Here is a 26,845-nt window from a genome sequence, read left to right as displayed (position 1 = left end):
CCCGGCATGAATTCCCAAACCGACCTCGTCCCCGCGCCCGCGAGCGTCCCGGCCCCCGCCGACTCGCCGGAAACCCTCGCCCAGCACGCGCAATTCGTCGACTGGATGCGTTCCGTCGCCCCGTATATCCACGCGTTCCGAAACAAGACATTCGTCGTGGGTTTCGGCGGCGAAGTGGTGCATCAAGGGCTGCTGAATGCGCTCGTGTCCGACATCGCGCTGCTGCAGGCAATGGGCATCCAGATCGTGCTCGTGCATGGCTCGCGCCCGCAGGTCGAGGAGCAGATGAGCCTGCACGGCGTCGAATCGGAGTTTTCACACGGCATGCGCATCACCGACGCGCGCGCGCTCGAGTCCGCGAAGGAGGCGGCCGGCGAAGTGCGTCTCGACATCGAAGCCGCGATCAGCCAGGGTCTGCCGAACACGCCAATGGCGCACGCGCACATCAGCGTCGTATCGGGCAACTTCGTGACGGCGCGCCCCGTCGGCATTCTGGACGGCGTCGACTTCCAGCACACGGGCCTCGTGCGCAAGATCGACGCGGATTCGATCCGACACTCGCTTGCGAGCCGCAAGCTCGTGCTGCTGTCGCCGCTCGGCTTCTCGCCCACCGGTGAGGCATTCAATCTGTCGATGGAAGACGTGGCCTCGGCCGCGGCGATCGCGCTGCGCGCCGACAAGATCGTGTTCCTGACCGAAACGCCGGGCCTGATGGAAACCGGCGAAAGCGGCACCGAGCTGATCCGCGAACTGTCGCTCGACGACGCCTACAAGCTGCACGAAAGCGGCGAAGTGACCGGCGACGCCGCGTTCTACCTGAAGCATTCGATCCGCGGCTGCCGCGGTGGCGTGCCGCGTGCGCACATCATCCCGTACGCGCTCGACGGCAGCCTGTTGCTCGAACTGTTCCTGCACGATGGCGTCGGCACGATGATTTCGTACGAGAACCTCGAAAGCCTGCGCGAAGCAACGCCGGACGACGTCGGCGGCATTCTCGCGCTGATCGAGCCGCTCGAAACAGACGGCACGCTGGTACGGCGCGGCCGTCACCAGATCGAACGCGATATCGACCATTTCTCGGTAATCGAGCACGACGGCGTGCTGTTCGGCTGCGCGGCGCTGTATCCGTATCCGCAGGAGCGCATCGGCGAAATGGCGTGCCTGACCGTCGCGCCCGAAGCTCAAGGCACCGGCGACGGCGAGCGCCTGCTCAAGCGCATCGAACAGCGCGCGCGGGCACGCGGCCTCACGCGCATTTTCGTGCTCACCACGCGCACCGAACACTGGTTCCTGAAGCGCGGCTTCGTCAAGGTTACGGTCGACGACTTGCCCGAAGACCGCCGCCGACTCTATAACTGGCAGCGCAAATCGCTCGTGCTGATGAAACAGCTTTGAGTACTTCGTGATCGCCCCCATCTGATCCGAACCGGCGTCTGCCCGCCCCACATCGATTACAGGAGAAGCACAGCATGACTCGTATGGTTCAATGCGCGAAGCTCGGCAAGGAAGCCGAAGGCCTCGATTTCCCGCCGCTGCCGGGCGAACTCGGCAAGCGGATCTACGAAAGTATCTCGAAGGAAGCCTGGCAGAGCTGGTTGAAGCAGCAGACCATGTTGATCAACGAAAACCGCCTGAACATGGCCGATCCGCGCGCGCGGCAGTACCTGATGAAGCAGACCGAAAAGTTCTTCTTCGGCGAAGGCGCGGATACCGCGTCGGGCTACGTGCCGCCGTCGGCCTGAGCTTGCCTCGTCGAGGACGACACGAGACAACGCGTCGCCCAAACCACCGAGCCAACACACGCCTGAAAGTCCGCGCCGCAAGCGCGGATTTTTTTCGCGCCAACATCGGCCGCGCATCGCGCCCGCCGCTCGCGTCGTCTTCGCCTCAAAAAGCGCTCGCCAATGTTCTAAGCGGTCCGTTTTTCAGGGCCATTCCGACCCCGCCAGATCTCCCGTCCCGCAACGGATCGAGTCCCATTGGGGGCTCTGCCTCGCACCGCCGATTTGCATGATCCTCTGGCATCGTGCTAACATGTGCCCTCGTTTCAGCCGCAATTCACCTTCATTCGTGTTCTTTCAAGTTGGTTCATCGTGTGTTTTTCCGCGCACGCGCCATCCTGAATTGAACTGTTTTTAAACAAGAAGGCTCGTCGGTCGTTTCCCCGCCTAAAGCGGAAAATTCAAGACCGGCCTTTTTCGTTTCAAGCCTTCAGTGGCGCATGGGTCAGTTTCCCGCCAGCCCCGCGTCCCTCATGCATCTGCCCCCCTTCCACGGCCACGCAGGTGCAACAGTCAGCACAATCTAGTCGAGTGTTTTTTCGCGAACTTACCGCGAGGCACGGGCGTTTGCTTCTTTTCGCCATCCGTTGCGCCGCCCGATAACCGGTGCCGCGAATAGCCTCGCCTTGCTCACGAAATTACACTTCCCAGCAAAACCGTGGCGGAACGCATCACGAGTTTCGTCGCAGTCATTGGAGTTTCAACCTTGACCGCTTCCAGCAACGGCTTCTGGCGACATCACAAACCGGAGCAGCGTCTTTCCCTCGACGACATCACCGTCGTCGATCACTCCCTCCTGAAGCGGGCCGTCGGCGCCATGGCGCTCGGCAACGCGATGGAATGGTTCGATTTCGGCGTGTACAGCTACATCGCGGTCACGCTCGGCAAGGTGTTCTTCCCCTCGTCGAGCCCTTCGGCGCAACTCATTGCGACCTTCGGCACGTTTGCCGCGGCGTTTCTCGTGCGGCCGATCGGCGGCATGGTGTTCGGGCCGCTCGGTGACCGCATCGGCCGTCAGCGCGTGCTGGCAATGACGATGATCATGATGGCCGCGGGCACCTTCGCGATCGGCCTGATCCCCAACTACGCGACGATCGGCATTCTCGCGCCGGCGCTGTTGCTGCTTGCGCGCCTCGTGCAGGGCTTTTCGACCGGCGGCGAATACGGCGGCGCCGCGACCTTCATCGCCGAATTCTCGACCGACAAGCGCCGCGGCTTCATGGGCAGCTTTCTCGAGTTCGGCACGCTGATCGGCTACGTGCTCGGCGCGGGCACGGTCGCGCTGCTGACGGCGACGCTGTCGAACGACGCGCTGCTGTCCTGGGGCTGGCGCGTGCCGTTCCTGATCGCCGGACCGCTCGGCCTGGTGGGTCTCTACATCCGCATGAAGCTCGAGGAAACGCCCGCGTTCAAGAAACAGGCCGAAGAGCGCGAAGCCGAGGACCGCGCGCTGCCCAGCCAGTCGTTGCGCCAACTGCTCGTGCAGCAGTGGAAGCCGCTGCTGCTATGTGTCGGCCTCGTGCTGATTTTCAACGTGACCGACTATATGGCGCTGTCGTATCTGCCGAGCTATCTGTCCGCCACGCTGCACTTCAACGAAACGCACGGTCTGTTCCTCGTGCTGCTCGTGATGATCCTGATGATGCCGATGACGCTCGCCGCCGGCCGTCTGTCCGATGCGATCGGCCGCAAGCCCGTGATGCTGCTCGGCTGCGTCGGTCTGTTCGCGCTGTCGATTCCCGCGCTGCTGCTGATTCGGATGGGCACGGTGCTGCCCGTGTTCGGCGGTCTGATGATTCTCGGCGTGCTGCTGTCGTGCTTCACCGGGGTGATGCCGTCGGCGCTGCCGGCGCTGTTCCCGACCCGGATCCGCTACGGCGCGCTCGCGATCGGCTTCAATATCTCGGTGTCGCTGTTCGGCGGCACGACGCCGCTCGTGACCGCATGGCTCGTCGACCGGACCGGCAATCTGATGATGCCCGCGTACTACCTGATGGGCGCATCGCTGATCGGCATCGTGTCGGTACTCGCGCTGCGCGAAACCGCGCGCAAGCCGCTGCTCGGCTCGGGTCCGTGCGTCGCGACGCGCGCTGAAGCGCACGCGGTGCTGCGCGGTGAGCGCGAGGCCGAGGAAATGGATGAACGATTCGCGGCGGCTGCGACCGCGCGCGCCTGACCTGCGCAGTCATCACGCCAGGCGTAGTTTCTGAAGCGGGCCGGCGACATTCGCCGGCCCGCTTTTTTACGTCAGCAGCGAATCGAACGTCGCGCCAACCTGCGCGCCTTCGACGGTCAGCGTGCCCGCGCACACCGGCAGCCTGAAGCGCCGCGGCCCCGCGCTGCCAGGATTGACGTACAGCACGCCGTCGCGCTCGGCGATCGACGGCTTGTGCGAGTGGCCGCTCACCACGACGCGAATGCCATCGTGCTGAGGCACGCAGCCCAGCTCGGCGATATCGTGCACGACCAGAATCGTCACCTGCTGGATCGTCAGCCGCGCATGCGTCGGTAGAGACGCGGCCCAGTCACCGGTATCGTTGTTGCCGCGCACCGCGGTCAGCGGCGCGATCCGCGCGAGCGCGTCGAGCACGTCCGGGTTGCAGATATCGCCCGCGTGAATGATCGCGTCGCAGCCGTCGAGATAGCGCAACGCTTCGGGACGCACGAGGTTGTGCGTATCCGAGATGAGCCCGATGCGGGTAGCGGTCGAAGGTGAGCGATGTGAAGCCATGCGCAGTCTCACTCGGTCTGCGGCTGCGCCAACTCTCGCGCCACCGCCTGGGCACGGCGCTGCCCAGCCAGCATGCGCCGCGTCAACCCCTGCACGACGACCGACACCACCGTCGCGCACGCAAACCCCGTCGCCACACCGTACTGCGGCAGCAGCATCGCCGTCACCGCGAAGAACGCCGCGAACGAGCCGCGCCCGACCACCATGCCGCGCATCAAGAGCGCCACGAAGTCCGCGCCATGCGCACGCTGCGCCGACACCGCGAGCACGATGCCGAGCAGCGGGAACACCGACACCACGCCACTCCACGCCGCGCCCATCGATGCCGAGGCAGCCGTCACCGCGAGCGTCAGCAATGCGCCCGCGAGCATCCGCACGGCCAGATCCGCGCGCCCAACGCGCGCCGCCGGCACATGGCCCGTCGCGCGCGGCAAGCAGCTCTGCGACACCGCGACGGCCACGCACGCCGCCGCCAGCGCCCACCCAAGCGAGCCGGGCATCCGCACGATCAGCAGTCCCGCGCCGAGCCAGCCGGCCATGCCCGCGACCAGTGCGAGCGGCCAGTCGAAGCGTCGGCAGCTCCATCCATAAGCAAGATTGAATGCCTCGGATGCGGCGATCGCCGCAACCGACGCCGCCGACGCCTGCGCCGCGAACGCCGGCCCGCGCTCGACTGCGAGCAGCAGCATGATCGGTCCGGCGACGACCGGCAGTCCCGCGAGCCATCCCGCGACCGACGGCCCCCAGACGCGCGCGGCCGCCGTCAGCGCGGCGAGAAAGGCCGGCACCAGCACGAGCTTCAGCGCGAGCAGCATGCTCAGGCCTCCAGCACGTGTTCGATGCGACGGTCCGGTACGAACCACCACGCGGCGGCGAGCGCGTACAGCACGGCCGACGCCCACGGCACGACGAACGCGAGCCCGATGCCGGTCAGGTAAATGACGACGGAGACCTTGCCCTTGAAGTCGTTGCCGAGCGCTTTGGCCAGCGTCGAGTCGTGTCCGTGCTGCGAAATCAGCGTGCGCGTCAGGATGAAATACGCGATCGCCGCCATGAACAGCACGATGCCGTACATCGCGGTCGGCCACGCGGCCAGATGGTTTTCGCCGACCCAGTGCGTCACGGCCGGCAAGAGGGATAGCCAGAACAGCAGATGCAGGTTCGCCCACAACACCTTGCCGTTGACCTTCTGCACCGCATGGAACATGTGATGGTGATTGTTCCAGTAAATGCCGACGTAGACGAAGCTCAGCACGTATGCGCAGAACACCGGTACGACCGGGCGCAGCGCCGCGAGATCGTGGCCTTCGGGCACCTTCAGCTCAAGCACCATGATCGTGATGATGATGGCGATTACGCCATCGCTGAAGGCTTCGACGCGTCCCTTGCCCATGCGAGTCCCGAAGATCAATGCGGTGGGGCGCACAGCCCGCCTTCGCCTTGCGCGCGGGCCGCGCCGCTGCCGATTATCGGTGATGGTGTGAGGATTTGTCGATGCGCGAGAGCCGGCCGCGCGGATGGCTCGATCCGCCGCGGCTCACGGGTAATGGACGGCGAGCCACACGCTCGGCTCGGTGTCGCTCGTCCATGCGACGCGGTGGCGGCAATGCGCCTCGATCAGCACGTGATCGCCGGGCTTCATCCGATGCGGCTGGGGGTCATCGTCGAATTCGAGCATCGCCGCGCCGGTGAGCAGCACGACCCATTCGGCGCGCGGGCTGTCGTACCAGAAACCGGGCGGACTCGCCTGCCCGGTCGAGACGATCCGCTCGATCGTCACGCCGCCCCGCTCGACGAGCGCGTTGACCTGCTCCTCGGGCGTCGTCCCCAACTGCGCGACGAGGTCGAAAAGATTGCCGCTGTTACGTGCGGGTTTGAGCGAGCTTGTCATCAGCGTGTCGCGCCAGCGTCAAGGCAGTTCATTGCATCGGCTTGAGCCCATCGAGCAGCGTCGGCACCAGTTCGCTGATGGTCGGATGCACGTGCATCGCGTATTGCAAAGTCGGATACGGCGCGCCTGCGGTCATGATGTCGACGAACGTATGGATCGCCTCGTCGCCCTCGATGCCGTGAATTGCCGCGCCGAGTATCTGTTTGCTGTTCGCATCGACGAGCGCCTTCATGAAGCCGTCGGTCTCGCCACGCTCGCGCGCACGGCCCACGCGCGACATCGGCATCGTCGCGATCAGCGCTTCGCGGCCGCTGTTGCGCACCTCCTGCTCCGACATGCCGACGCGCGCGAGCGGCGGGTCGACGAACACCGCATACGTCATGATCCGCGTGTCGACGCTGCGCGCGCCGCCGTCGAGCAGGTTCGCCGCGACGATCTGGTAGTCGTCGTAGGACGTGTGCGTGAACGCGCCGCGACCGTTCACGTCGCCGATCGCCCACACGCCCGGCACGCTGGTGCGCAACTGGCCGTCGACGATGATCGTGCCGTGCCGGTCGGTCTCGATGCCGGCGACGTCGAGGCCGAGGTCGTCGGTATTCGGCCTGCGGCCGGTGGCCAACAGCAGGTGCGACGCCTCCATGGCCGGGATGTTCTGCTCGAAGCCGATGCACACGTCGTTCGCGTGATGCGCATGCGGCTCGACGCGCGTCGGCTGCACGCCGAAATGAAACTCGACGCCCTCGCGCGCGAGCACCTTCTGCACCGACTCCGCGAAATCGGCATCCTCGCGGTTCAACACGCGCTCGCCGCGCACCAGCACGCTGACGCGGCTCCCGAAGCGGCGAAACACCTGCGCGAATTCGAGCGCGATATAACTGCCGCCGACGATCACCAGATGATCCGGCAACGCGGTCAGTTCGAGCAGCGTCGAGTTCGTGTAGTACGGAATCCGCTGGATGCCTTCGAGCGGCGGCACGACGGCGCGCGTGCCGGTGTTGATGAAGATTTCGAACGCGCTGAACTCGTTCAGCAATTCCCCGTCGCGCCCGCAGATAGCGAGCGTGCGCGCGCCGGTGAAGCGCGCGTGGCCGTTGAACACCGTGATGTTTTCCGTGCCGCGCAGCCATTTTTCGACGCCGCTGCGCGACTCTCCGATGATCCTGTCCTTGCGCGCCTTCACGGCCGCCAGATCGACGCCGACCGAACCCACCTGCACGCCGAGCTCCGCCGCATGGTGCGCAACGTGCGCCGCGCGGGCGCTCGCCACATAGGATTTGGTCGGCGTGCAGCCGACGTTCACGCAAGTGCCGCCGAACTCCGCGCGTTCGATCACCGCGGTGCGCCGCCCGCTTTGAGCGAGGCGCACGGCGAGCGGCGAACCGCCTTGTCCGGTACCGATCACGACTGCGTCGAAGTGCTGTGGCATGGCAACTCTCCCCGGCTGGGTGCAGGTCGTAGCATCTTACGCTTAGTGCCACGCGCTGCCATGTCATGTCTGATTGCGCGGGCGCTTTGGCGACGGCCCGTCTTCCCACGCGCCGCGCGCGAGGCGGCGCAAATCAGTTGGGATTACTGCGTAAGCTGCGCGGGAAATCTCAGGCGTGGCAATGAACCGCGCAAATCAACTCGCGCGAACGTTGCAGTGCGGCCTGCGCGCCGCGCGCCGCGAACACCCAGCCGACCTGGCCGAGATTGAAGTCCTGCGACACCATCACCTGCATCAGCGCGACCATCGGCAGTACGACCGCTGGCCGGTAAAGCTGGTTTCTGATCAACTCTGACATGACGACCCCCAAACGCGGGGCGCCGCTTCGGCACCGCGCACCAATAATGTTTCGATGGGGGAATTTTAGGGAGTGCGTCGCCGCCGATAAATAGCGGCAACGCGAAGTCACTTGTTCGGCAATCTGAACAATCGCGTCAGGACGCCTTCGCCATGCCGATCAGCTGCGCGTCGTACAGCGTGCGCGCATACGCGCTCGCGCCGACCGGCCGGCTGTACAGGTAGCCCTGCTGCTTGTCGCAATCGATCGCGCGCAGGAACGCCGCCTGCTCGGCGGTCTCGACGCCCTCGGCGGTCACGTTCATGCCGAGCGAGTGCGCCATCGCGACGACCGCCTGGGTGATCGCGACCGAATCGCGATGATCGGGCAGCCCCGCGACGAACGAGCGGTCGATCTTCAGGTTATGCAGCGGAAAGCGCTTCAGGTATGACAGCGACGAATAACCGGTGCCGAAATCGTCGACCGAGACGCGCACGCCCATTGCGTTCAGCGCGCTCAGCATCGGCAGCACGGTATCGCTGTCGCTCATCAGCAATCGCTCGGTGATCTCGAGTTCGAGCGCGGCCGGTTCGAGCCCGGACTGCGCAAGACAACGTTCGATGCGCTCGAGCAGCCCGTCGTTGAACTGCCGCGGCGACAGATTGACCGCGACGATCAGATGCGGCGCGAGCGAGCGCCGCCACTGCGCGACCTGCTGGCAGGCGTGCTCGAGCACCCAGTCGCCGATCTCGACGATCAGCCCGGCATCCTCGGCGACCGGAATGAATTCGCCCGGCGACACGTTGCCGAGCTCGCTGTTGTACCAGCGCAGCAGCGCTTCCGCACCGATCGTGCGGCCGCTCTGGCTATCGACGATCGGCTGGTACACGAGGCTCAGCTCGTTGGCCGCGAGCGCGCGCCGCAGCGACTGTTCGATCGTGAAACGCCGCTGCAGATGCTGGTTCAGCTCGGCGGTGAAGAACTGGAAGTTGTTGCGGCCGCGCTGCTTCGCGTGATACATCGCCGAATCGGCGTTGCGCATCAGCGTCGCGACGTCCTGGCCGTCTTCGGGAAACAGGCTGATGCCGATCGACGCGCCCAGGTAGTACTCGTTGCCCGCCACCGCGAACGGCACGGCGATCATGTCCAGAATGCGGTGCGCGAGGCCGATCAGCTCGCCGGTATTGCCGTACGCACTGGCGACGATCACGAACTCGTCGCCGCCGACGCGCGCCAGCGTGTCGCCGCACCCGACGCAGGCCGACAGCCGTTCGGCGACGCTGCACAGCAAGGCGTCGCCGGCTTCGTGACCGGCGGTGTCGTTGACCTTCTTGAAGCTGTCGAGATCGACGAACAGCACGGCGACGCTGGTGAGCTCGCCGTCATGGTGGCCGGCGGCGCGCGGCGCGAACAGGTCGCGCATCCGCTCGGTCAGGTAGGCGCGGTTGTAGAGGCCGGTCAGCGAATCGCGCGTGGCGAGGTACTTCAACTGGCGCTGCGCCTCGCGCACCGGCCCGATGTCGGAAAACGAAATCAGCACGGAGTCCGGCTCGCTGTCGCCGGGCCGCAGGATCGGCACGACGTTCTGCGTGATCCACACGACCTCGCCGCCGATCAGTTCGAGGCCGACCGTCACGCCGAGCATCGGCTTGCCGGTCGCAAAGACCTGCGAGACCGGACGGTTGACTTCGCCGATGACCGAGCCGTCCTCGCCGAACGCGCGTGTCATCACGGTCCGCATGCTGCTGCCGACGACCTCCGGTGTCACGTGCAGCATGCGCTGCGCACTCGGATTACAGGCGAGCACGATGCCGGTGCGCGACTGCACGACGATGCCCTCGCTGAGATGATCGACGACCAGCCGGTGACGCTCCTCGCTATGCGCGAGGCGCTGCGCCATCGCGTCCTGATGGACCGCAAGGCCGACGCTGCTGCCGATGTCGCGCAGCATCGCCTCTTCCTCGGGGGTCGGACAGCGGGTGGCGCGGTAGTAGACGGCGAACGCGCCGAGCACAATGCCCGCGTCGTTTTCGAAGGGCACGGACCAGCATGCGCGCAAGCCGTGCGGCAACGCGAAATCGCGGAAGTTTTCCCACAGCGGATCGGATTCGATGTCGTCGACGATCACCAGACGCCGCTCGAACATCGCCGTGCCGCACGAGCCGACGCGCGGACCGATCGCCGCGCCCTCGATCGCGGCGCTGTACGCGGGCGGCAGCGACGGCGCGCCGCCGACGCGCACATGCACGCCGTCCGGGTCGAGCAGCAGGATCGAGCAGCACGCGCCGTCGCCGAGCAGCGCCTCGGCGCGACGGCAGACTTCGTCGAGCAGCTCGGGCAGCGGCGTGTTGCGGGTGATCAGCCGCAATACGCTGCGCTCGGACGCGAGTACCTCCTCGGCCCGTTCCGGCCGGTAGCGGGCGCCCTCCGGCGCAGCTGTCGTCGTGCCACGTGATGTTGCTTCGCAAAGCATAGTTGCGCCCCCCAAACCCAACATCGGCAAGTTAGTGTACGCGGCACACCGGGGTTTACGCTAAGTCCAGCGCGAAAATCTGCCACGCATCGCGTGCGGACGGCTCCGGGGTGGCGTGCCAGCATCGGTTGATGCCGGTACGACGGGCGACTGCAGTGCGGGCGCCGTCTGTTCGTGGCCCGCAGGCGCCGCAGCGGCTCGACGCTGGGCCGGCCGCGGCAGACTGCGACGGCCCATTTGGTTCGGCGGCGGATGCCCGGCGCCCGGTCGCGGCGGCGGGGGCGGCGCATGACGCGCAATTGCGCGCCGGCGGCAGTTGCGCCGGGACGCTCAGCCGGCGGACGACGGCTCGCCGCCCTCGCTCGTGCCGAACAGCTCCGCGCAAAGCTGCGCGCCGATTTCGCTCAGCGACGCGGCTCCAGTGCCATCGTCGTGGAACATCGTATCGACGAGACCGCTTCCCGAGAGCGCCGTCAATTGCCGCCGCACGCTGCTCATCGGCACGCCGGCCTGCTTCGACAGCTTCGCGAGCGACCACGCGCGCCAGGGTGTCTCGCGATGCGCGCGCCATAGCTGCGCGAGTATCGCGGCGAGTTGCGGGTCGATGTCGTCGTCATCCATGTCGGTCTACCTGTCGTGATGTGTCGTTTTGCATCGCCGTGGCGCCTGTCACGCCATCGCCGTAGCCAGCTCACCGAGCGTCTTCAACGCCGCTTCGGCCTGCGCGGTCCACGGATAGCTGTAGTTGAGCCGGATGAAGTGCCGAAAATCGTTGCGCGTCGAAAACATCATCCCCGGCCCGACCGTGATCCCGCGTTCGAGCGCCGCCTGATAAAGCCGCATCGAATCGATCGCAACGGGCAACTCGACCCACAGTACGTAGCCGCCCCGCGGCGTCGACACGCGCGTGCCGACCGGAAAAAAGCGCAGCACCAGCGCGCTCATGATGCTCGCCTGCTGCCGGTACACGCGGCGCAGGTGCCGCAGATGGCGGTCGTAGCCGTCCTGACGCAAATAATCGGCGACCGCGATCTGGGGCACCGACGGCGTCGTCAGCGTATTCAGGAACTTGAGCTTCTCGACCTGCGCGCGATAGCGCCCCGGCAGCGCCCAGCCGATCCGGTACGACGCCGTCAGGCTTTTCGAAAACGACGCACAGTGCAGCACGAGCCCCTGGGTGTCGAAGGTCTTCAGCGTCGACGGCCGCGTGTCGCCGAAATACAGCTCCTGGTAGACATCGTTCTCGATCGCCGGAATCTCGTGCGCGGCCAGCAGTTCGACCAGTTGCCGCTTGCGCTCGTCGGACATGCAGAAACCGAGCGGATTCTGGAAATTCGGCATCACCATGCACGCGGCGATCTTCTGCCGCGCGATCGCCTTCGCGAGCGCGTCGATATCGATGCCGTCGACCGGATGCGTCGCCACCTCGATCGCGCGCATGCCGAGGCGCTCGATGGCGTGCAGCATCGCGTAGTAGGTCGGCGACTCGACCGCGACGGTGTCGCCGGGCTTGGCGACCGCCTGCAGGCTCAGGTTGATCGCCTCGGTCGCGCCGAGCGTGATCACGATTTCGCCCGGATCGACCGGCAGACCGTTTTCCGCATAGCGCCGCGCGATCTGCCGGATCAGCTCGGGGTTGCCCGGCGGCAGATCGTCGATCAGATTCCAGCTCGCGTGCCGCCGCGCGATCGCGTTGGCGTACTGGTTGATGCGCCGCCACGGGAACAGCGACGGATCGGGATACGGCGAGCCGAACGGCACGGCGTCGTGCGCGCGGATGCTGCGTAGCGTCGACAGCACGAGCCGGCTCACGTCGACCGTCGCGGGCACTGGCGGCGGCGCGGACTTGCGGCCCGCGCGGGCCGCGGCGGGCGCCGGCGCGAGCGCCCGCGCGGCCGCGTCGCGCACGAAATAGCCCGACTGCGGCCGGCTCTCGACGATGCCGCGGCTTTCCAGCAGCGCATACGCGTGCAGCACCGTCTTGATGCTGACGCCGTGCTGCTGGCTCGCCTGACGCACCGACGCAACCCGCTCGCCGGCCGCGAACACACCGCGGCGCACGGCTTCGGTGATTTCGTCGGCGAGTTTTTCGTAGAGCTTCATGCGATTCGGGTGGATTCGGGCGGCTTCAGGCATCGTCGCGCAACTGTACTCCTATTCTTTCCGATTTTCTGTACCCGACGTAGTTTATGGAACACAGTACGATCTCCGGCATTGGTCTGCAAACCCTGTCGAATCCGTCCACCGCCACGTCATGAAGAAGAACGAAACACAAGCCGAAGCCCGCATCGAGCCGTACAAGCACCCCGCCGCTGGCTGGGGCGCGCTGAAGTATGTCGCCATCAACTTGCTCAAGGAGAAGGTCGCGGGCGGCAACTACCGCACGCTGCTCAAGCAGAACCAGCCTGACGGCTTCGACTGCCCCGGCTGCGCGTGGCCGGATCGCGAGCATGTGTCGACATTCGAGTTCTGCGAAAACGGCGTGAAGGCCGTGGCCGCCGAGGCCACCGGCAAGCGCGTGACGCCCGCGTTCTTCGAGCGGCACAGCGTCACGGAGCTGATGACGCAATCCGACTTCGAACTCGAGCAGCACGGCCGCCTGACCGATCCGCTCGTCTACGACGCCGCGCGCGACCGCTATGTGCCGATCGGCTGGGACGACGCATTCGCGCTGATCGCGAGCCATCTGAAGCGTCTCGACGATCCTGACCGCGCCGCGTTCTATACCTCGGGCCGCGCGAGCAACGAAGCCGCGTTCCTGTACCAGCTGTTCGTGCGCATGTACGGCACCAACAATTTTCCCGATTGCTCGAACATGTGCCACGAGGCGACGAGCCGTGGCCTGCCGCACACGGTCGGCATCGGCAAGGGCACGGTCACGCTCGATGACTTCGAACACGCGGATACGCTGCTGATCTTCGGCCAGAATCCGGCCACCAACCATCCGCGCATGCTCGGCGAACTGCGCGAATGCGCGAAGCGCGGCGCCACGATCGTGTCGATCAATCCGCTGAAGGAGCGCGGCCTCGAACGCTTCGCGAGCCCGCAGCATCCGGTCGAAATGCTGACGATGGGCAGCACGAAAATCAGCTCGGTATTCACCCGTCCGAAGCTCGGCGGCGATTTCGCGCTGATCAAGGGCGTCGCCAAACGCGTGCTCGAACTGGATGACGAAGCGCTCGTGTCGGGCCTCGAGCGCGTGCTCGACTTCGGCTTCATCGCCCAGCACACAGTCGGCTTCGCTGCCTTCGCCGACGATCTACGCGCCGAGCGCTGGGACACGATCGTCGCCGAGGCAGGCGTGCCGCTCGACGAGGTGCTGAAGCTCGCCGATATCTACGTGAAGGGCCGCGCGGTGATTTCGACCTGGGGCATGGGTCTCACGCAGCACAATAACTCGGTCGCGACGGTACAGCTGCTGTCGAATCTGATGATGATGCGCGGCAATATCGGCCGGCGCGGCGCGGGGCTGTGCCCGGTGCGCGGCCACTCGAACGTGCAGGGCGACCGCACGGTCGGTATCGAAGAAAAGCCTACTGAAGCGTTTCTCGACAAGCTCGGCGCAGCCTACGACTTCGCGCCGCCGCGCGAGCACGGACTCGACGTCGTCAACACGATTCAGGCGATGCTCGACGGCAAGGTGAAGGTGTTCATCGGGCTGGGCGGCAATTTCTCGATCGCGACGCCGGACACGCCGCGCACGTGGGACGCGATGCGCGCATGCGATCTGACCGTGCACGTGACGACGAAGCTCAATCGCAGCCACCTCGTGCATGGCCGCGACGCGCTGATCCTGCCGACGCTCGGACGCACCGAGATCGATGTTCAGAACGGCGTGGCGCAAGGCGTCAGCGTCGAGGATTCGATGAGCATGGTGCACATCTCGTATGGGATGAACAAGCCGGCGTCGGACAATCTGCTTTCCGAAGTGGCGATCGTCGCGCGCATGGCGCATGCGACTTTGGGCAGCGGCAAGGTGGACTGGCTCGCCCATGCGGCCGACTACGCGCTGATTCGCGAGGGCATCGCGAAGGTGATCGACGGTTTCGACGACTACAACGAGCGTCTGAAGAAGCCGGGCGGCTTCCATCTCGGCGTCGCATCGCGCGATCGCATCTGGAAAACGCCGAGCGGCAAGGCACAGTTCATCGTCCATGCGATCGCGCTCGACACGCCGATTCATCAGGCGAAGAAGCAACATGGCGAACGCCTGATGACGTTGATGACCACCCGCTCACATGATCAGTACAACACGACGATTTACGGTCTCGACGATCGCTATCGCGGCGTGTACGGACAGCGGCGCGTGCTGTTCGCCAACAAGGACGATCTCGCGATGCTCGGGTTCGCGGCTGGTCAGCGCGTCGATATCACGAGCGTGTGGGCCGATGGCATCGAGCGACGTGTGGACGGTTTTCTGCTCGTCGAGTACGACATTCCGCGCGGCTGTCTCGGCGCTTATTATCCGGAGACGAATCCGCTGGTGCCGCTCTCCTCGGTCGCGGATGGCGCGGGTACGCCGACGTCGAAGTCGATTCCGGTGTTGTTGACGGCGTCGATGGTGGAGGATGCCGCGGAACTGGCGGCTTGAAGTCAGCTCCGCTTGTCGCGCCTGCCGCGCCTGTCGCGCGGCGTACCTCACACGGTCTTCTTCGCCAGATCGCGATGCGTCAGATACAGACGTAGATCGAATTCGATCTGGTGGTAACCCGGCTGCATGAATTCGCACAGACGATAGAACGCTTTGTTGTGGTCGCTTTCTTTCAGATGAGCGAGTTCGTGCACGACGATCATCTTCAGAAACTCCGGCGCCGCGGCCTTGAATAACGACGCGATGCGGATTTCCTTCTTCGCTTTCAGCTTGCTGCCGTGCACGCGCGAAATGCTCGTGTGCAGGCCGAGCGCGTGACGCATCACGTCGAGTTTGCTGTCGTAAGTGACCTTGTCGATCTGATCCGCGCTGCGCAGGTGTTCGCGTTTGAGTTCCGCGCAGTACTCGTAGAGCGCGCGGTCGGTTTGCACCTCGTGCGTGCTCGGGTACTTCTGCGCGACGTAGGAGCCGAGCTGATCGGCGGCGATCAGCTTTCTCACCTTGTCTTGCAGCGGTGCGGGGTAGCCGGTGAGGTATTTGAGGGGGGACATGAAGGCGGAGTGAGGTTGGCGGGGGTGATGTTACGCATGGTCCGGCCTGGCGACAAGTTTGATTCTTTCCGGACGACTTAAGGCGCGTAGGCGTGCATGTTGTCGATGATTTCACCGCCTGATTCAACGCCTCCCTCGTCGTGCAAGATGGCGTTGTCGTCACCGCGCAATTGATTCGCTCGCTTCATCGCATCAATCACCCTGCATGCTTGACGTCGAGCGACTACAAGAAATCCGACTCCGCTGAGGCGGTACGGCTTACGGCAGAGCGAACTGATCCGGCCTCACGCGCAAACGCTGCTTCACTTCGGGGTGATATATCGAGAGGATGCCAAGCGCACAGGCCCCGAGGCAGTTGGCGACATTCTCTGTCAGTTCATCACCTGGAATGGCGTCAAGCCGCCAAGGCGCTACCACGGCATTCTCGCGCAGTTCCGCAAGATCCGAGTCTTTGAGCGAGCACATTTCGAATTGCCGAAGTTCGTCGTTGTATGAGATGACGAACGATTGTGGGGCGACCATGCTTAGTATCATCGGCAGTGGTTACGGGGTGTGAATTGCACTATTCGCCAGACGGCTTCGCTGGTGTCCAGACCATCGGGGCTTCAGTCGTGATCTGCAAGCGAGACCTCAAGTCAGGATTCGAAGCGGCAAGGCTCAGGACCGCCAAGCCCCCCAGCTTCCGCGCGTCCTCGTCTGTAAATGGAGCGTCGGAGTGTTCAGCGGCATCCGGCGGCACGCTGATTGCCATGACGCGATCAATCGCGGTTTGAACGAACTGTCGCGGCACAACGCAGAATTTCACCTGTCCCGTGTGTTCGTCGAAAAAACTGATAAACGCGGTTTGTCGTTGACTCATCAATAACCTCTACAGGTCTGGTAATTCGCGAATGCCCGTTGCGCGCACAGCGCATAAGTGCGCGGGTCTTGGAATATTGCGCCAGCAGCAGAACACGCTGTCATTTCCGCATGATATATCGCGTCGCACTCAGTTTCCTCGGCCGCGCGGACTCCGCGCGCCGCGATCTGCTGCACATCGCCGCTCAGCGCGTCCGGTGCGTACTCCAACGGCTTTGCATTGCCGCGAGTCTGCGGCACGCGCGGACTGTTGCCATGGAGCGAGCTTGCCATGTCCGCCTCGGCTGGTTGTTGTGTGCGGGCAGGCGCTGGACCCGAACCTTTTTCCCGCTGCTTGCGTATCGCCTCCACACACTTGCGCATGTCGTCCCGCTCGGGCACAAACAGCAGGTTGCCGTTCTTTACTTCGTCGTACAGGGCTTTGGCGACCTGATGGTTGGTCATCCTGTATATATGAAAGCGGTTGTCACTCCCCCCCCGACAACGGCGACAGCGACCGCTGGCTCTTTGTTATCGCGCCGCCGCTCACGACTCACTAAACCCGATGGTCACCATCACCATTGTTTTGACAATCGTTAAACAAAATATCGAAACTGTCCTATTGAATGCCCCCTCCTGTTTGCGCTAGCTTGGCGCAGGGTGATCCGCAGCGCTCACCCGTCGAAGGTGGGGCCATTTTATGATTCGCTCACGAACCGGAGAGCCGAGAGAATCGGCATGCCCTCACCCAGAACTGCGTGCCGAAATATGGCATCGGCCTGACGCGGCATCAGGACAACACCAACGCGAATAACGAAGATGCAAAAGTGCGATAACCCAAGGTGTCCGGTCTGTTACCCGAACTGGAAAGAGGAAGAGGCCGCCGCAAAAAAGCGAACGGAAGATGACAAGCAGGACTGTATCGACTGCTGGCGCTTCTATCAGAAGAAGGCCGAGGCCATCGTATCCGTTGACGATCCGGTTGCGCGTAACCGCAGCATCAATGCGGCGTATGCGCAACTCTGGTGGGATGACCGACGTTTCCAGTGGGCCGGACTCGCGGCGTTCGCGTCGAAGCAGGTAGGATGCGGGCTGCTCAATGCCGCCGAGATGATCGGCAAATCGGCTTCGGACAGCGTTGCCAATTTGCGCAAGGTAGCGAGTGTTGGCCCGGCTGCATGGATGACGGCCTACGGGGCACAGTCGGCGGTGAGCGCTGCGACCGCCGAAAGCGGTACCAAGGTCTATCAGATGCTGGCAAAGGGCAACACGTCGCTGTTTCTCGACGTTTGGCCGCTGCATATGTTCTACAAGAAGTTTGGGCTTGCGCGATTAAAGCGATGCTTACCCGAACGCAAACTCTTGCGCGGTTCCGTCCTGTGGCCGATTGAGAACAGTGTTCCGTTCGCGGAGGAAAGGCCTCAGATTTTGAGCGCCTTCTCCGCAATTGATAGTGGCCGCATTGCAGATGGTGTCAAAGACTTGGCAATACACGAGCAAATCAACATCTTGCAACCGGCCATGTACAACGATCCAACATTCGCGTTGCTGATGCGCGCCAACCAGTTCGCATGGGCATTGCATATTCCGACTGGATCGGCGCGGGAAATCCAGCTTGCCTTTGCGAATCAGTGTACGGTGACCGGGGCCAACGCCAAGAACGAAAGATTCAGCAAGGAGCCTCTCGCAAATCTTGCCGATCCACAGCAGCGCGTGGCATTTGTTTTGCGAGCCGCACAGCGTTTCGACCAACTGCTACACGATCCGCTTAAGAAATATGACGTAGAAAATTCCCTTTATCTCATCGCGCATGCAAGGTAAACATGCTGAGTCGAAAAATCAGGTGGCCTGGATATCTCGTTTGCACCGTAGTTGGCTGCGCTGCCTTATGGGGACTGCTCGCAATGGCAAATCCTGTTGATGAGGTCGTGCTGACGCTAGGGGAACCCTATGAACAGGTGCGTAAGCAATCGCACTCGACGTTACCGCCGATTGAACCCAATACAAGCTGGGCTGGGGTGCTGATACGCCCTGCAAAACTCCGATTTGTTGATCCACACCATGATTTCGTAACGCCGGCCGCGAAGTTTTTCATGGTTCAGTACGACCAGCAAGGCAAGGTCGAATCACTTGTACTCTCGCCGCAAGTCGAAACATTACCGCTTGACGAATCAATGGCGATCCTCACGGACCTACAGAACCAATTCAGGCGGGGCGGGTGGAAACCTTTTCACTCTTCGACCAATCGCCCCATCGAAGACACTCAGGCGACACGCAATACAATTCGGGCGTGCGACGCACCCACGACACGATGGCAGGCCGGCAACAAATATCAGGTTTCACTCAATATCCGGTGCTTTCGGACAGACGACCGACCAAACGACGAGCGCTACCTGATTACCCTCGACCTTAATTTTCCGGTGTTTGAGGATAACAGCGACGACTATTAACCGGTAGTTCGCGAAGCCGATGAGTACAAGTGGTCCCGCTCCGGCGGGACTTTCTGTTTAATGTCACGTAGGTCTCAGTGAGCAAAGACATGCGCCGCCCACGCTTCCATCGTCGGGCGGCGCTGTTCCAAAAGATTGTCCCGCTGAGGTAGTCAGGCGACCGTCCCGCCTTTGATCGGAATGACTTCGGCCCCGGCCTTGATCCGGTCACGGTAATCGGCCCACTCCTGCATCATCTCGCGGCGCTCGCGAATGAATTTTGTGCGGTTGTACGCCGAACCAAGGTTATCCGGTACGGCGTGCGCGTCGCGCGCGCCTGGGAACACGTAGCGGCCGCTACCCGTCAGCGCCCGCAGTTCGCGCAGGATCGCGACGGCCTGTGCCACCAGTGGCACAAGATGATCCGTGTTGGTTTTCGTGACGCGGTAGCGCCATTCCCCCCATTCCCCCTCCAGATCGATCTGCGCCCATTCAGCCTGTCTCCGTTCGCCGGGACGCACAAACAGCATGGGCGCGAGCCTGAGCGCGCACAAAACCGGGAACGTGCCGGAAAAGGCATCGAAGGCCCGCAACATCTCCGAGACCTTGGCGGGCTCGGTGATCGAGGCGAAATGCGTTGTCTGTGCAGGCGGTATTGCGCCAACCAGATCGCGTGCCGGATCGGTTTTGCAATAGCCCTCCTTGATCGCGAAACGGAACACGGGGCTTGTTTCGCTGCGCAGACGGTGAGCCGTAAAGCGGGCGCCCCGGCTATCCACGCGTTTAAGGACTGCCAGAATCTCGGGTGCGTCAATTTCCGCGATGGGTCGCTTGCCAAGCTAGGAAAACGCGTCATTCCTGAAACGCGCAAGCGTTTTTTCATACTGCCCGCTTTCAACGGACTGACCGCGCTCTTCCATCCAGGCGAGCGCAACGGCTTCGAATGAATTGGCAGCAGCAAGGCGGGCGGCGCGTTTCCCGGCCTTTTTGGCTTCCCCGGGATCAATGTTTTGCTGCCAGTTTTTCGCGGGCGTCGTCCTGACGCTTGCGGGCATCGGCAAGCGGCACGTCTGGATAGACGCCAAGTGCGAGGCTCTTTTCCTTTCCGGCGAAACGGTACTTGAAAATCCATCGCTTGCTGCCCGTTGGCGTGACAAGCAGCAGCAGGCCGCCACCGTCGTACAGCTTCTGCTCTTTTTCACCCGGCTTCGTGTTACGGATCGTGGCATCGGTCAGCGCCATGTCTGCGTCTCCGGTTGTCGCGCCGCTGCGGGGTCGTTTTCCATCCGACGGGCGCTTGAAATCCGACGGGCGCTTGAATCGTGGCAACCCCCGAAACGACCCCCTGGGTTGTAATCGCTGGTGAACCCTTGGAGACTACAGCAAACAAAAGCCCCGCTCAGCGCTAGCTGTCGGGGCTTCGTGGTGAACCGTTGAAATCCGTTGGCGCGTATTTGGTGCCGGGGACCGGACTTGAACCGGCAAGCCCGAAGGCGGCGGATTTTAAGTCCGCTATGTTTACCAATTTCATCACCCCGGCAGAGGTGGCAATCGCGCGTGGTCGCGAATTCTACCATCGCCTCGCGGCAGCCCCAAAAAAGCGCCCGACACCCGCATTCATCCCCAAGTCACAAACGTTGCCGATAATCCGCTCACGAAAACGTTTACAGCGGGCCGAAAACCGATGACGCCGACGATCAAGGATGTCGCCGCCCACGCGGGCTTTTCCATCGCCACGGTATCGCGCGCGATCAACGCGCCGCACACCGTGAACCCCGTCACGCTCGACAAGGTACGTCAGTCGATCGACGCGCTGAACTTCCGCCCGAGCCCGCTCGGCCGGCAATTGCGCGGCGAGCGCACGCGCCTCGTCGGTGTCGTTCTGCCGACGCTCGCGAACCCGGTGTTCGCCGAATGCCTGCAAGGCATCGACGATCTCGCGTCAGCGCAAGGCTATCGGCTGATGCTGATGACCACGCAGTACGACGTGGACCGTGAACGTCACGCAATCGAAACGCTGCGCGAGCATCGCGTCGAAGGACTGATCCTGACCGTCGCCGATGCCGACACCCATCCGCTGCTCGACGAACTCGACCGCGACGGCCTGCTATACGTGCTGATGCACAACGACACGGTGCGCCGCCCGTCGGTGTCGGTCGACAATCGCCTCGCCGCCTACGACGGCGTGCGCCGGCTCATCGCGCACGGCCATCGCCGCATTCTGATGCTGGCCGGCTCGTTCGCGGCCTCGGATCGCGCGCGTCAGCGTCATCTCGGCTACACGCAGGCGATGCAGCAGGCCGGCCTCACGGCCGCGCCCGCGCTCGAAGTCGATTTCAACGCCGACGAACTCGCGCCGTCCGTGCTCGCGCACCTGACGCACGGCGCAAACCGTCCGACCGCCCTCTTCTGCAGCAACGATCTGCTCGCGATGGTCGTGATGCGCGGCCTGCGCCGCGCGCGCCTGAGGATTCCGCAGGACATGTCGATTCTCGGCTTCGACGGCCTCGCAATGGGCGAACTGCTGTCGCCGGCGCTCGCGAGCATCTGCGCGCCGAATCGCGAAATCGGCTGTGCGGCGTGGCAGCGCTTGCTCGCACGCATCGGCGGCGCGCGCGACGAGCGCGCGTTCTGCGCAACTTCGCGCGCGTTGACGCTGCTGCACAGCTTGCGCGAAGGCGCGACGATCGCGGCGCTCGGCTCGCACGCGAATCTCGACGGAGCGTCGCCGCCCCACGTCCCGAGCGCTGCGGCCGCCACCGAAAAGCCGCTCGCATAAGAAGCCCAATGAAGGCACGCGCATACGCGCGCCCTGGCTGTTATCCCCAACCCGCGCAACCCATCCGACACAGGGAGACCCGCAGTGCCCCGCTCAACCTCACGCTTCGCATCCTCGCTCATACCGCTGTGGCAGAAACTCGCGCGCGCCGCCGCGACCGCACTGCCGGCGAGCCTGCTCGTCGCCGGCGCGGCGCTCGTCGCGCTCGCGCCGCAAGCCGCGCGCGCCGACGAAACCGCGATCTGCTACAACTGCCCGCCCGAATGGGCCGACTGGGCGAGCCAGATCAAGGCGATCCAGCAAAAGACCGGCATTCGCGTGCCGTTCGACAACAAGAACTCGGGACAATCGATCGCGCAGCTGATGGCCGAGCAGAAAAGCCCGGTCGCCGACGTCGTGTATCTCGGCGTATCGTCGGCGTTCCAGGCCAAGGACAAGGGCGTGATCCAGCCGTACAAGCCCGCGCACTGGGACGACATTCCCGCCGGCCTGAAAGACCCGCAAGGCTACTGGTTCACGATCCACTCGGGCACGCTCGGCTTCTTCGTCAACAAGGACGCGCTCGAAGGCAAGCCGGTGCCGCGCTCGTGGGCCGATCTGCTGAAGCCCGAATACAAAGGCATGATCGGTTATCTCGATCCGTCGAGCGCGTTCGTCGGCTATGCGGGCGCGGTCGCGGTGAACCAGGCGCTCGGCGGCACGCTCGACAACTTCGAGCCGGGTCTCGACTGGTTCAGAAAGCTCAAGGCGAACGCGCCGATCGTGCCGAAGCAAACCGCGTACGCGCGCGTGCTGTCCGGCGAAATTCCGATCCTGCTCGACTACGACTTCGACGCGTACCGCGCGAAGTACAAGGATCACGCGAACGTCGAGTTCGTGATTCCGAAGGAAGGCACGATCTCGGTGCCGTACGTGATGAGCCTCGTGAAAGGCGCGCCGCACGAAGCGAACGGCAAGAAGGTGCTCGATTTCGTACTGTCCGACGAAGGCCAGAAGCTGTGGGCGCAGGCGTATCTGCGGCCGGTGCGCGCGAGCGCGATGAGCGCCGAGACGGCTGCGCAGTTCCTGCCCGCGAGCGAATACGCGCGCGCGAAGCCGGTCGACTTCGCGAAGATGGCCGACAAGCAGTCGAGCTTCGGCGAGCGCTATCTACAGGTGATGCATTGAACGAAGTCACGTTCCCGCTGCGCTGGCGCATCGCGTTGCTCGCGCCCGCGCTCGCGGTCTTCATCGCGTTCTGGCTGCTGCCGATGGTCGCGCTCGCGCAGCTCTCCGGCGGCGGCCATGCGTTCGCGACCTATCGCGCAATGCTGACGAATGCGCGTTACATGTCGAGCCTTGGCGCGACCGTCGTGCTGTCGGCGGGGGTCACGGCGGCCACGCTGGTGCTGTCGGTGATCGCTGGGCTGCTGCTCGCGCGTCGAGAGTTCGCCGGCAAGCGCCCACTGCTCGCGCTACTGACGTTTCCGCTCGCGTTTCCGGGTGTCGTCGTGGGCTTCATGGTCATCATGCTGGCGGGACGTCAAGGGTTGATCGGCGCGCTGTCGCTGAAACTCGCGGGTGATCGCTGGGTGTTCGCGTATTCGATGAGCGGCTTGTTTCTGGGCTATCTGTACTTCTCGATTCCGCGCGTGATCGTCACCGTGATGGCTTCGGCGACCAAGCTCGATGCATCGCTCGAAGAGGCCGCGCGCTCGCTCGGCGCATCGCCGTGGCGCATCATGCGCGACATTGTGTTGCCGGCGCTGTCGCCCGGACTGATCGCGGCGGGCGCCGTGTGCTTCGCGACCGCGATGGGCGCGTTCGGCACGGCGTTCACGCTCGCCACCGACATCGACGTGCTGCCGATGACCATCTATACCGAGTTCACGCTGAACGCGAACATGGTGACGGCCGCGGGCCTGTCGATCGTGCTGGGCATCGTCACGTGGGCGGTGCTGGCGATCGCGCGCAGCGCGAGCGGTTCGGGCGTGGCGGCGAGCGCGTGAACGGCGCGTCGCCGGAGCCGCGCGTTCGCGAACGCAACGACTACCTACCTATGAACTCAATCACCGCCCCTTCGCCGTCTTCGCAACCGGCAGCGGGACCGCGCGCGCGACGCGCGTGGCCTTCCACGCGAACATGGCTCGCCGCGGGTCAATGGTTCGTCACACTGCTGCTGTGCGCGTTCCTGATCGTGCCGGTCGTCATGTCGATCGTCGCCGGGCTGACGGTCAACTACTTCAAGGGCGTGTCGAGCGGACTCACGCTGCGCTGGCTCGTCGAAGTGTGGACCCAGTATCACGACTCGGTGTGGCTGTCGCTCGAAGTGGCCGCGGCGACGCTCGTCGTCACGCTGCTGACCGGCGTGCCCGCGGGCTATGTGCTCGCGCGCAGCAAGACGCGCTTCGCACGCATCGTCGAAGAGTTTCTGGTGCTGCCGATCGCGCTGCCCGGCCTCGCATCGGCACTCGCGCTGCTGGTGATCTACGGCGGCTTCACGGCGTTTCGGATGAGCGCGGCGTTCATCGTCGTCGGGCATGTGGTGTTCACGCTGCCGTTCATGGTGCGCGCGGTCGCGGCGGTCTGCGCGAGCAGCGATCTGCGCACGCTCGAAGAAGGCGCGGCGAGCCTCGGCGCGAGCTTCTTCACGCGCTTCGTCACGATCGTGCTGCCGAACGCGCGGCCAGGCATCGTCGCGGGCGCGCTCGCGGTGCTCACGCTGTCGATCGGCGAATTCAACCTCACGTGGATGCTGCACACGCCCGACACGAAGACGCTGCCGGTCGGCCTCGCCGACACCTACGCGTCGATGCGCATCGAGATCGGCAGCGCGTACACGATCCTGTTCTTCATCATGACGATGCCGCTGCTCGTCGCGATGCAATGGCTCGGCGTCGATGCGACCGGCCAGCGCAGCGCGTCGAAAAAGCGCGGCGCCGCCTCTTCCTCGAAGCCCATCGACACGCCATGAAACTGACCTCGATTCCCATCACGCTCACGCAGTGCGCCAAAACGTTTCGCGGCACGCGCGTGCTCGAACCGCTCGACCTGACGATCGGCGCGGGCGAAACCCTCGTGCTGCTCGGACCGTCGGGCTGCGGCAAGACGACGACGCTGCGCCTGATCGCGGGCCTCGAAACACCTGACGCGGGCGGCCGGATCGCATTCGGCGACGACGACGTGACCACGCTGCCGATCGAAAAACGCGCGGTCGGCATGGTGTTCCAGAGCTACGCGCTGTTTCCGAACCTGACCGTGCGCGGCAACATCGGCTACGGCCTGAAGATCAAGCGCGTGCCGGCCGCAGTCGCGCGACGACGCGTCGACGAACTGCTCGGCATGATGCGGCTCAACGCGCACGCCGACAAACCGATCGATCAACTGTCGGGCGGCCAGCGTCAACGTGTGGCGCTCGCGCGCGCACTCGCGGTGCAGCCGCGCGTGCTGCTGCTCGACGAACCGCTGACCGCGCTCGACGCGCGTCTGCGCGACGCATTGCGCAGCGAGATGAACGCGCTGTTGCGCGAACTCGGCATCACGACCGTCTACGTGACGCACGATCAGGCCGAAGCGATGGAGCTCGGCGATCGCATCGTCGTGATGAGCGCGGGACGCATCGAGCAGATCGGTTCGCCGCGCGACATCTACTATCGTCCGGCCAATCGCACGGTCGCGCAGTTCGTCGGCACGATCAACCGTGTCGCGGGCGAGCCGCGCGACGGCATGCTGGCGACGAGCGGCGGCGCCGTGCCGTTGCCCGCGCATGCGTCGAACGCACGCGGCGCGCACGAAATCTTCTTTCGCCCCGAGGATGCCCGGCTCACCGACCCCGCGCTCGCGCAGCTGCGCGGCCAGATCGAAAGCACCGCGTTCCTCGGCGAACGCACGCGTCTGACGATTGGCGGTGCCGCGCCCGAGCCGCTCTTCGTCGACGTCGCGGGCCGCATCGAGCTTGCGCGCGGCACGCCGGTCGGCATCTCGATCGAGCCGGACGCACTGATTGCGCTATCGTAGGTAAAAACAGCGCCGCATCCTGGCGCCCGACACGAAGCAACCCGAAGGACCTCTGTCATGCTGCTGGCTCAAATTAGCGACCTGCATATCAAGCAACCCGGCGCACTCGCATATCGCCGCGTCGATACCGCCCACTACCTCGCGCGCTGCGTCGACGCGCTCAACGCGCTCACCCCGCGTCCCGACGCGGTGCTGATCACCGGCGACCTCGTCGATCAGGGCGACCCGCAGCAGTACGCACACCTGAAAACACTGCTCGCGCCGCTCGCGATTCCCTACTTCCTGATGGTCGGCAATCACGACGAACGCAACGCGCTGCGCGCGGCGTTTGCCGAGCGCGAGGAATTGCTGAGCGGCGGCGAGTTCGTGCAGTACGCGCTCGACGTCGGCCCGCTGCGCGTGATCGCGCTCGATTCGCTGGTGCCCGGTTCGAGCGCCGGCACGCTGTGCGACACGCGGCTCGCGTGGCTCGAGCGGCAGCTCGATGCGGCGCGCGGCAAGCCGGTCGTGGTCGCGCTGCATCACCCGCCGTTCGCGTGCGGCATCGGGCATATGGACGAGATCCGGCTCGACCGGGCGGCGTCGCACAAGCTCGCGGCGTTGATCGCTCAGCATCCCAACGTCGAGCGCGTGCTTTGCGGGCACGTGCATCGGTCGATGTTCGTGCGCTTCGGCGGCACGATCGCGAGCGCGATTCCAGCGCCCGCGCACCAGGTGGCGCTCGATTTTCGCGAGGACGGACCGTCGGCGTTCGTGATGGAGCCGCCCGCGTATGCGCTCCATTACTACGATCCGGCGACGGGCATCGTCACGCATCATGCGTATGTCGACGCGGCCGACGGCCCGTATCCGTTCCACGACGCTGGCGCGTTGATCGACTGAACCGCCGGACACACTTCGCAACCGCCTGATACCGGCTGCGCGGGCGAGCCTCGCGCGGCCGTCAGCACGAACCCCGCCGCTCCGGTATGATCGGCACGCTTGAGGACCGCGCATGGGCCGGTCCGTCGATCCGCCCCTGTC

General features: G+C 64.5%; 25 protein-coding genes, 1 tRNA gene and 1 pseudogene. 12 read left to right on the top strand and 15 right to left on the bottom strand.

Annotated features, from left to right (window positions below; genetic code table 11):
- The first annotated feature begins 6 nt into the window (after positions 1 to 6).
- The 3 genes from argA to proP all read left to right on the top strand — a co-directional run bounded on the left by argA (position 7) and on the right by proP (position 3,957).
- Positions 7 to 1,395, top strand: a complete 1,389-nt coding sequence (gene argA / locus OKW39_RS19250) for an amino-acid N-acetyltransferase (RefSeq protein WP_090800877.1) — start codon at positions 7 to 9, stop codon at positions 1,393 to 1,395.
- 74 nt (positions 1,396 to 1,469) lie between these two features.
- The gene (locus tag OKW39_RS19245; RefSeq protein ID WP_026225286.1) at positions 1,470 to 1,742 is read left to right on the top strand and encodes an oxidative damage protection protein; all 273 of its coding nucleotides are present in this window, start codon (positions 1,470 to 1,472) and stop codon (positions 1,740 to 1,742) included.
- 745 nt (positions 1,743 to 2,487) lie between these two features.
- On the top strand, positions 2,488 to 3,957 hold the full coding sequence (gene proP, locus OKW39_RS19240) for a glycine betaine/L-proline transporter ProP (RefSeq protein ID WP_090800879.1): 1,470 nt from the start codon (positions 2,488 to 2,490) through the stop codon (positions 3,955 to 3,957).
- Between the two features lie 66 nt (positions 3,958 to 4,023).
- Here proP and OKW39_RS19235 read toward each other — a convergent pair whose 3' ends face one another.
- From OKW39_RS19235 to OKW39_RS19195, 9 genes are all read right to left on the bottom strand, one after another.
- The gene (locus tag OKW39_RS19235) at positions 4,024 to 4,512 is read right to left on the bottom strand and encodes a metallophosphoesterase family protein (RefSeq protein WP_184022172.1); all 489 of its coding nucleotides are present in this window, start codon (positions 4,510 to 4,512) and stop codon (positions 4,024 to 4,026) included.
- An 8-nt stretch (positions 4,513 to 4,520) separates the two neighbouring features.
- Complete coding sequence (locus tag OKW39_RS19230; RefSeq protein ID WP_429563263.1) at positions 4,521 to 5,327, bottom strand: hypothetical protein; 807 nt, start codon at positions 5,325 to 5,327, stop codon at positions 4,521 to 4,523.
- Positions 5,328 to 5,329: 2 nt separating this feature from the next.
- Positions 5,330 to 5,905 carry a TMEM175 family protein gene (locus OKW39_RS19225; protein ID WP_184022166.1) on the bottom strand — a complete coding sequence of 192 codons (576 nt, stop codon included), beginning with the start codon at positions 5,903 to 5,905 and terminating at the stop codon, positions 5,330 to 5,332.
- Positions 5,906 to 6,049: 144 nt separating this feature from the next.
- The gene (locus OKW39_RS19220) at positions 6,050 to 6,403 is read right to left on the bottom strand and encodes a cupin domain-containing protein (RefSeq protein ID WP_429563262.1); all 354 of its coding nucleotides are present in this window, start codon (positions 6,401 to 6,403) and stop codon (positions 6,050 to 6,052) included.
- Positions 6,404 to 6,431: 28 nt separating this feature from the next.
- Complete coding sequence (locus tag OKW39_RS19215; RefSeq protein WP_429563261.1) at positions 6,432 to 7,829, bottom strand: FAD-containing oxidoreductase; 1,398 nt, start codon at positions 7,827 to 7,829, stop codon at positions 6,432 to 6,434.
- Between the two features lie 169 nt (positions 7,830 to 7,998).
- Positions 7,999 to 8,187 (bottom strand): hypothetical protein, encoded by a 189-nt coding sequence (locus tag OKW39_RS19210; RefSeq protein ID WP_062129896.1) that lies wholly within the window; start codon positions 8,185 to 8,187, stop codon positions 7,999 to 8,001.
- A gap of 136 nt (positions 8,188 to 8,323) precedes the next feature.
- Positions 8,324 to 10,639, bottom strand: a complete 2,316-nt coding sequence (locus OKW39_RS19205) for a putative bifunctional diguanylate cyclase/phosphodiesterase (RefSeq protein WP_429563260.1) — start codon at positions 10,637 to 10,639, stop codon at positions 8,324 to 8,326.
- 330 nt (positions 10,640 to 10,969) lie between these two features.
- The gene (locus OKW39_RS19200; RefSeq protein ID WP_429563259.1) at positions 10,970 to 11,260 is read right to left on the bottom strand and encodes an ArsR family transcriptional regulator; all 291 of its coding nucleotides are present in this window, start codon (positions 11,258 to 11,260) and stop codon (positions 10,970 to 10,972) included.
- 48 nt (positions 11,261 to 11,308) lie between these two features.
- Positions 11,309 to 12,742 (bottom strand): PLP-dependent aminotransferase family protein, encoded by a 1,434-nt coding sequence (locus OKW39_RS19195; RefSeq protein ID WP_090800892.1) that lies wholly within the window; start codon positions 12,740 to 12,742, stop codon positions 11,309 to 11,311.
- Positions 12,743 to 12,893: 151 nt separating this feature from the next.
- Between OKW39_RS19195 and OKW39_RS19190 the strand changes: the two genes are divergently transcribed.
- Positions 12,894 to 15,230, top strand: coding sequence for an FdhF/YdeP family oxidoreductase (locus OKW39_RS19190; protein ID WP_429563258.1), 2,337 nt, complete (start codon positions 12,894 to 12,896; stop codon positions 15,228 to 15,230).
- A gap of 47 nt (positions 15,231 to 15,277) precedes the next feature.
- Here the strand turns inward: OKW39_RS19190 and OKW39_RS19185 are convergent, their stop codons facing one another.
- From OKW39_RS19185 to OKW39_RS19170, 4 genes are all read right to left on the bottom strand, one after another.
- On the bottom strand, positions 15,278 to 15,781 hold the full coding sequence (locus tag OKW39_RS19185) for a M48 metallopeptidase family protein (protein ID WP_429563257.1): 504 nt from the start codon (positions 15,779 to 15,781) through the stop codon (positions 15,278 to 15,280).
- Positions 15,782 to 16,039: 258 nt separating this feature from the next.
- Complete coding sequence (locus tag OKW39_RS19180) at positions 16,040 to 16,303, bottom strand: hypothetical protein (RefSeq protein WP_429334911.1); 264 nt, start codon at positions 16,301 to 16,303, stop codon at positions 16,040 to 16,042.
- Positions 16,304 to 16,343: 40 nt separating this feature from the next.
- Entirely contained in the window at positions 16,344 to 16,640 is a 297-nt protein-coding gene (locus OKW39_RS19175; RefSeq protein WP_184063824.1) for a hypothetical protein, read from the bottom strand.
- Complete coding sequence (locus OKW39_RS19170; RefSeq protein ID WP_429563256.1) at positions 16,640 to 17,083, bottom strand: hypothetical protein; 444 nt, start codon at positions 17,081 to 17,083, stop codon at positions 16,640 to 16,642. The genes OKW39_RS19175 and OKW39_RS19170 overlap by 1 nt, the downstream gene beginning before the upstream one ends.
- Positions 17,084 to 17,437: 354 nt before the next feature.
- Between OKW39_RS19170 and OKW39_RS19165 the strand changes: the two genes are divergently transcribed.
- Together OKW39_RS19165 and OKW39_RS19160 are read left to right on the top strand one after the other, a co-directional pair.
- Positions 17,438 to 18,439: a DUF2515 family protein gene (locus OKW39_RS19165; RefSeq protein WP_429563255.1), complete on the top strand. Its 1,002-nt coding sequence runs from the start codon at positions 17,438 to 17,440 to the stop codon at positions 18,437 to 18,439.
- Between the two features lie 83 nt (positions 18,440 to 18,522).
- Entirely contained in the window at positions 18,523 to 19,068 is a 546-nt protein-coding gene (locus tag OKW39_RS19160) for a flagellar biosynthesis sigma factor (protein ID WP_429563254.1), read from the top strand.
- Between the two features lie 152 nt (positions 19,069 to 19,220).
- On the opposite strand, the pseudogene OKW39_RS19155 reads toward OKW39_RS19160, so the two are convergent.
- Positions 19,221 to 20,289 (bottom strand): annotated as a pseudogene (locus OKW39_RS19155) (tyrosine-type recombinase/integrase).
- A 213-nt stretch (positions 20,290 to 20,502) separates the two neighbouring features.
- Positions 20,503 to 20,587 (bottom strand) — tRNA-Leu (locus tag OKW39_RS19150).
- A 144-nt stretch (positions 20,588 to 20,731) separates the two neighbouring features.
- Between OKW39_RS19150 and OKW39_RS19145 the strand changes: the two genes are divergently transcribed.
- The 6 genes from OKW39_RS19145 (at position 20,732) to OKW39_RS19120 (ending at position 26,704) form a co-directional block, all read left to right on the top strand.
- The gene (locus OKW39_RS19145) at positions 20,732 to 21,826 is read left to right on the top strand and encodes a LacI family DNA-binding transcriptional regulator (protein ID WP_429563253.1); all 1,095 of its coding nucleotides are present in this window, start codon (positions 20,732 to 20,734) and stop codon (positions 21,824 to 21,826) included.
- A gap of 84 nt (positions 21,827 to 21,910) precedes the next feature.
- Positions 21,911 to 22,993 carry an ABC transporter substrate-binding protein gene (locus OKW39_RS19140; RefSeq protein WP_090800906.1) on the top strand — a complete coding sequence of 361 codons (1,083 nt, stop codon included), beginning with the start codon at positions 21,911 to 21,913 and terminating at the stop codon, positions 22,991 to 22,993.
- Complete coding sequence (locus OKW39_RS19135) at positions 22,990 to 23,814, top strand: ABC transporter permease (RefSeq protein ID WP_429334916.1); 825 nt, start codon at positions 22,990 to 22,992, stop codon at positions 23,812 to 23,814. The genes OKW39_RS19140 and OKW39_RS19135 overlap by 4 nt, the downstream gene beginning before the upstream one ends.
- A 50-nt stretch (positions 23,815 to 23,864) precedes the next feature.
- Positions 23,865 to 24,779: an ABC transporter permease gene (locus OKW39_RS19130; protein WP_090805379.1), complete on the top strand. Its 915-nt coding sequence runs from the start codon at positions 23,865 to 23,867 to the stop codon at positions 24,777 to 24,779.
- Positions 24,776 to 25,822 (top strand): ABC transporter ATP-binding protein, encoded by a 1,047-nt coding sequence (locus OKW39_RS19125; RefSeq protein WP_429563252.1) that lies wholly within the window; start codon positions 24,776 to 24,778, stop codon positions 25,820 to 25,822. Before OKW39_RS19130 ends, OKW39_RS19125 begins: the two co-directional genes overlap by 4 nt.
- 57 nt (positions 25,823 to 25,879) lie before the next feature.
- The gene (locus tag OKW39_RS19120) at positions 25,880 to 26,704 is read left to right on the top strand and encodes a phosphodiesterase (RefSeq protein ID WP_429563251.1); all 825 of its coding nucleotides are present in this window, start codon (positions 25,880 to 25,882) and stop codon (positions 26,702 to 26,704) included.
- The last annotated feature ends 141 nt before the right edge of the window (positions 26,705 to 26,845 follow it).

The sequence above is a fragment of the Paraburkholderia sp. MM6662-R1 genome (genome assembly GCF_050436245.1).
In the GTDB taxonomy this organism is placed as follows: Bacteria; Pseudomonadota; Gammaproteobacteria; order Burkholderiales; family Burkholderiaceae; genus Paraburkholderia; species Paraburkholderia tuberum.
This window is presented reverse-complemented; position numbering and strand designations above follow the sequence as displayed.

Excerpts from the sequence above, each read along its gene's own strand:
- OKW39_RS19210 (WP_062129896.1), bottom strand. The coding sequence starts at position 8,187 with ATGTCAGAGTTGATCAGAAACCAGCTTTACCGGCCAGCGGTCGTACTG.
- OKW39_RS19195 (WP_090800892.1), bottom strand. The coding sequence starts at position 12,742 with ATGAAGCTCTACGAAAAACTCGCCGACGAAATCACCGAAGCCGTGCGC.
- OKW39_RS19145 (WP_429563253.1), top strand. The coding sequence starts at position 20,732 with ATGACGCCGACGATCAAGGATGTCGCCGCCCACGCGGGCTTTTCCATC.
- OKW39_RS19235 (WP_184022172.1), bottom strand. The coding sequence starts at position 4,512 with ATGGCTTCACATCGCTCACCTTCGACCGCTACCCGCATCGGGCTCATC.
- OKW39_RS19125 (WP_429563252.1), top strand. The coding sequence starts at position 24,776 with ATGAAACTGACCTCGATTCCCATCACGCTCACGCAGTGCGCCAAAACG.
- OKW39_RS19170 (WP_429563256.1), bottom strand. The coding sequence starts at position 17,083 with ATGACCAACCATCAGGTCGCCAAAGCCCTGTACGACGAAGTAAAGAAC.
- OKW39_RS19165 (WP_429563255.1), top strand. The coding sequence starts at position 17,438 with ATGCAAAAGTGCGATAACCCAAGGTGTCCGGTCTGTTACCCGAACTGG.
- OKW39_RS19245 (WP_026225286.1), top strand. The coding sequence starts at position 1,470 with ATGACTCGTATGGTTCAATGCGCGAAGCTCGGCAAGGAAGCCGAAGGC.
- argA (WP_090800877.1), top strand. The coding sequence starts at position 7 with ATGAATTCCCAAACCGACCTCGTCCCCGCGCCCGCGAGCGTCCCGGCC.
- OKW39_RS19205 (WP_429563260.1), bottom strand. The coding sequence starts at position 10,639 with ATGCTTTGCGAAGCAACATCACGTGGCACGACGACAGCTGCGCCGGAG.
- OKW39_RS19120 (WP_429563251.1), top strand. The coding sequence starts at position 25,880 with ATGCTGCTGGCTCAAATTAGCGACCTGCATATCAAGCAACCCGGCGCA.
- OKW39_RS19130 (WP_090805379.1), top strand. The coding sequence starts at position 23,865 with ATGAACTCAATCACCGCCCCTTCGCCGTCTTCGCAACCGGCAGCGGGA.
- OKW39_RS19175 (WP_184063824.1), bottom strand. The coding sequence starts at position 16,640 with ATGAGTCAACGACAAACCGCGTTTATCAGTTTTTTCGACGAACACACG.
- OKW39_RS19200 (WP_429563259.1), bottom strand. The coding sequence starts at position 11,260 with ATGGATGACGACGACATCGACCCGCAACTCGCCGCGATACTCGCGCAG.
- OKW39_RS19225 (WP_184022166.1), bottom strand. The coding sequence starts at position 5,905 with ATGGGCAAGGGACGCGTCGAAGCCTTCAGCGATGGCGTAATCGCCATC.
- OKW39_RS19230 (WP_429563263.1), bottom strand. The coding sequence starts at position 5,327 with ATGCTGCTCGCGCTGAAGCTCGTGCTGGTGCCGGCCTTTCTCGCCGCG.
- OKW39_RS19160 (WP_429563254.1), top strand. The coding sequence starts at position 18,523 with ATGGCAAATCCTGTTGATGAGGTCGTGCTGACGCTAGGGGAACCCTAT.
- OKW39_RS19185 (WP_429563257.1), bottom strand. The coding sequence starts at position 15,781 with ATGTCCCCCCTCAAATACCTCACCGGCTACCCCGCACCGCTGCAAGAC.
- OKW39_RS19190 (WP_429563258.1), top strand. The coding sequence starts at position 12,894 with ATGAAGAAGAACGAAACACAAGCCGAAGCCCGCATCGAGCCGTACAAG.
- OKW39_RS19180 (WP_429334911.1), bottom strand. The coding sequence starts at position 16,303 with ATGGTCGCCCCACAATCGTTCGTCATCTCATACAACGACGAACTTCGG.
- OKW39_RS19215 (WP_429563261.1), bottom strand. The coding sequence starts at position 7,829 with ATGCCACAGCACTTCGACGCAGTCGTGATCGGTACCGGACAAGGCGGT.
- OKW39_RS19220 (WP_429563262.1), bottom strand. The coding sequence starts at position 6,403 with ATGACAAGCTCGCTCAAACCCGCACGTAACAGCGGCAATCTTTTCGAC.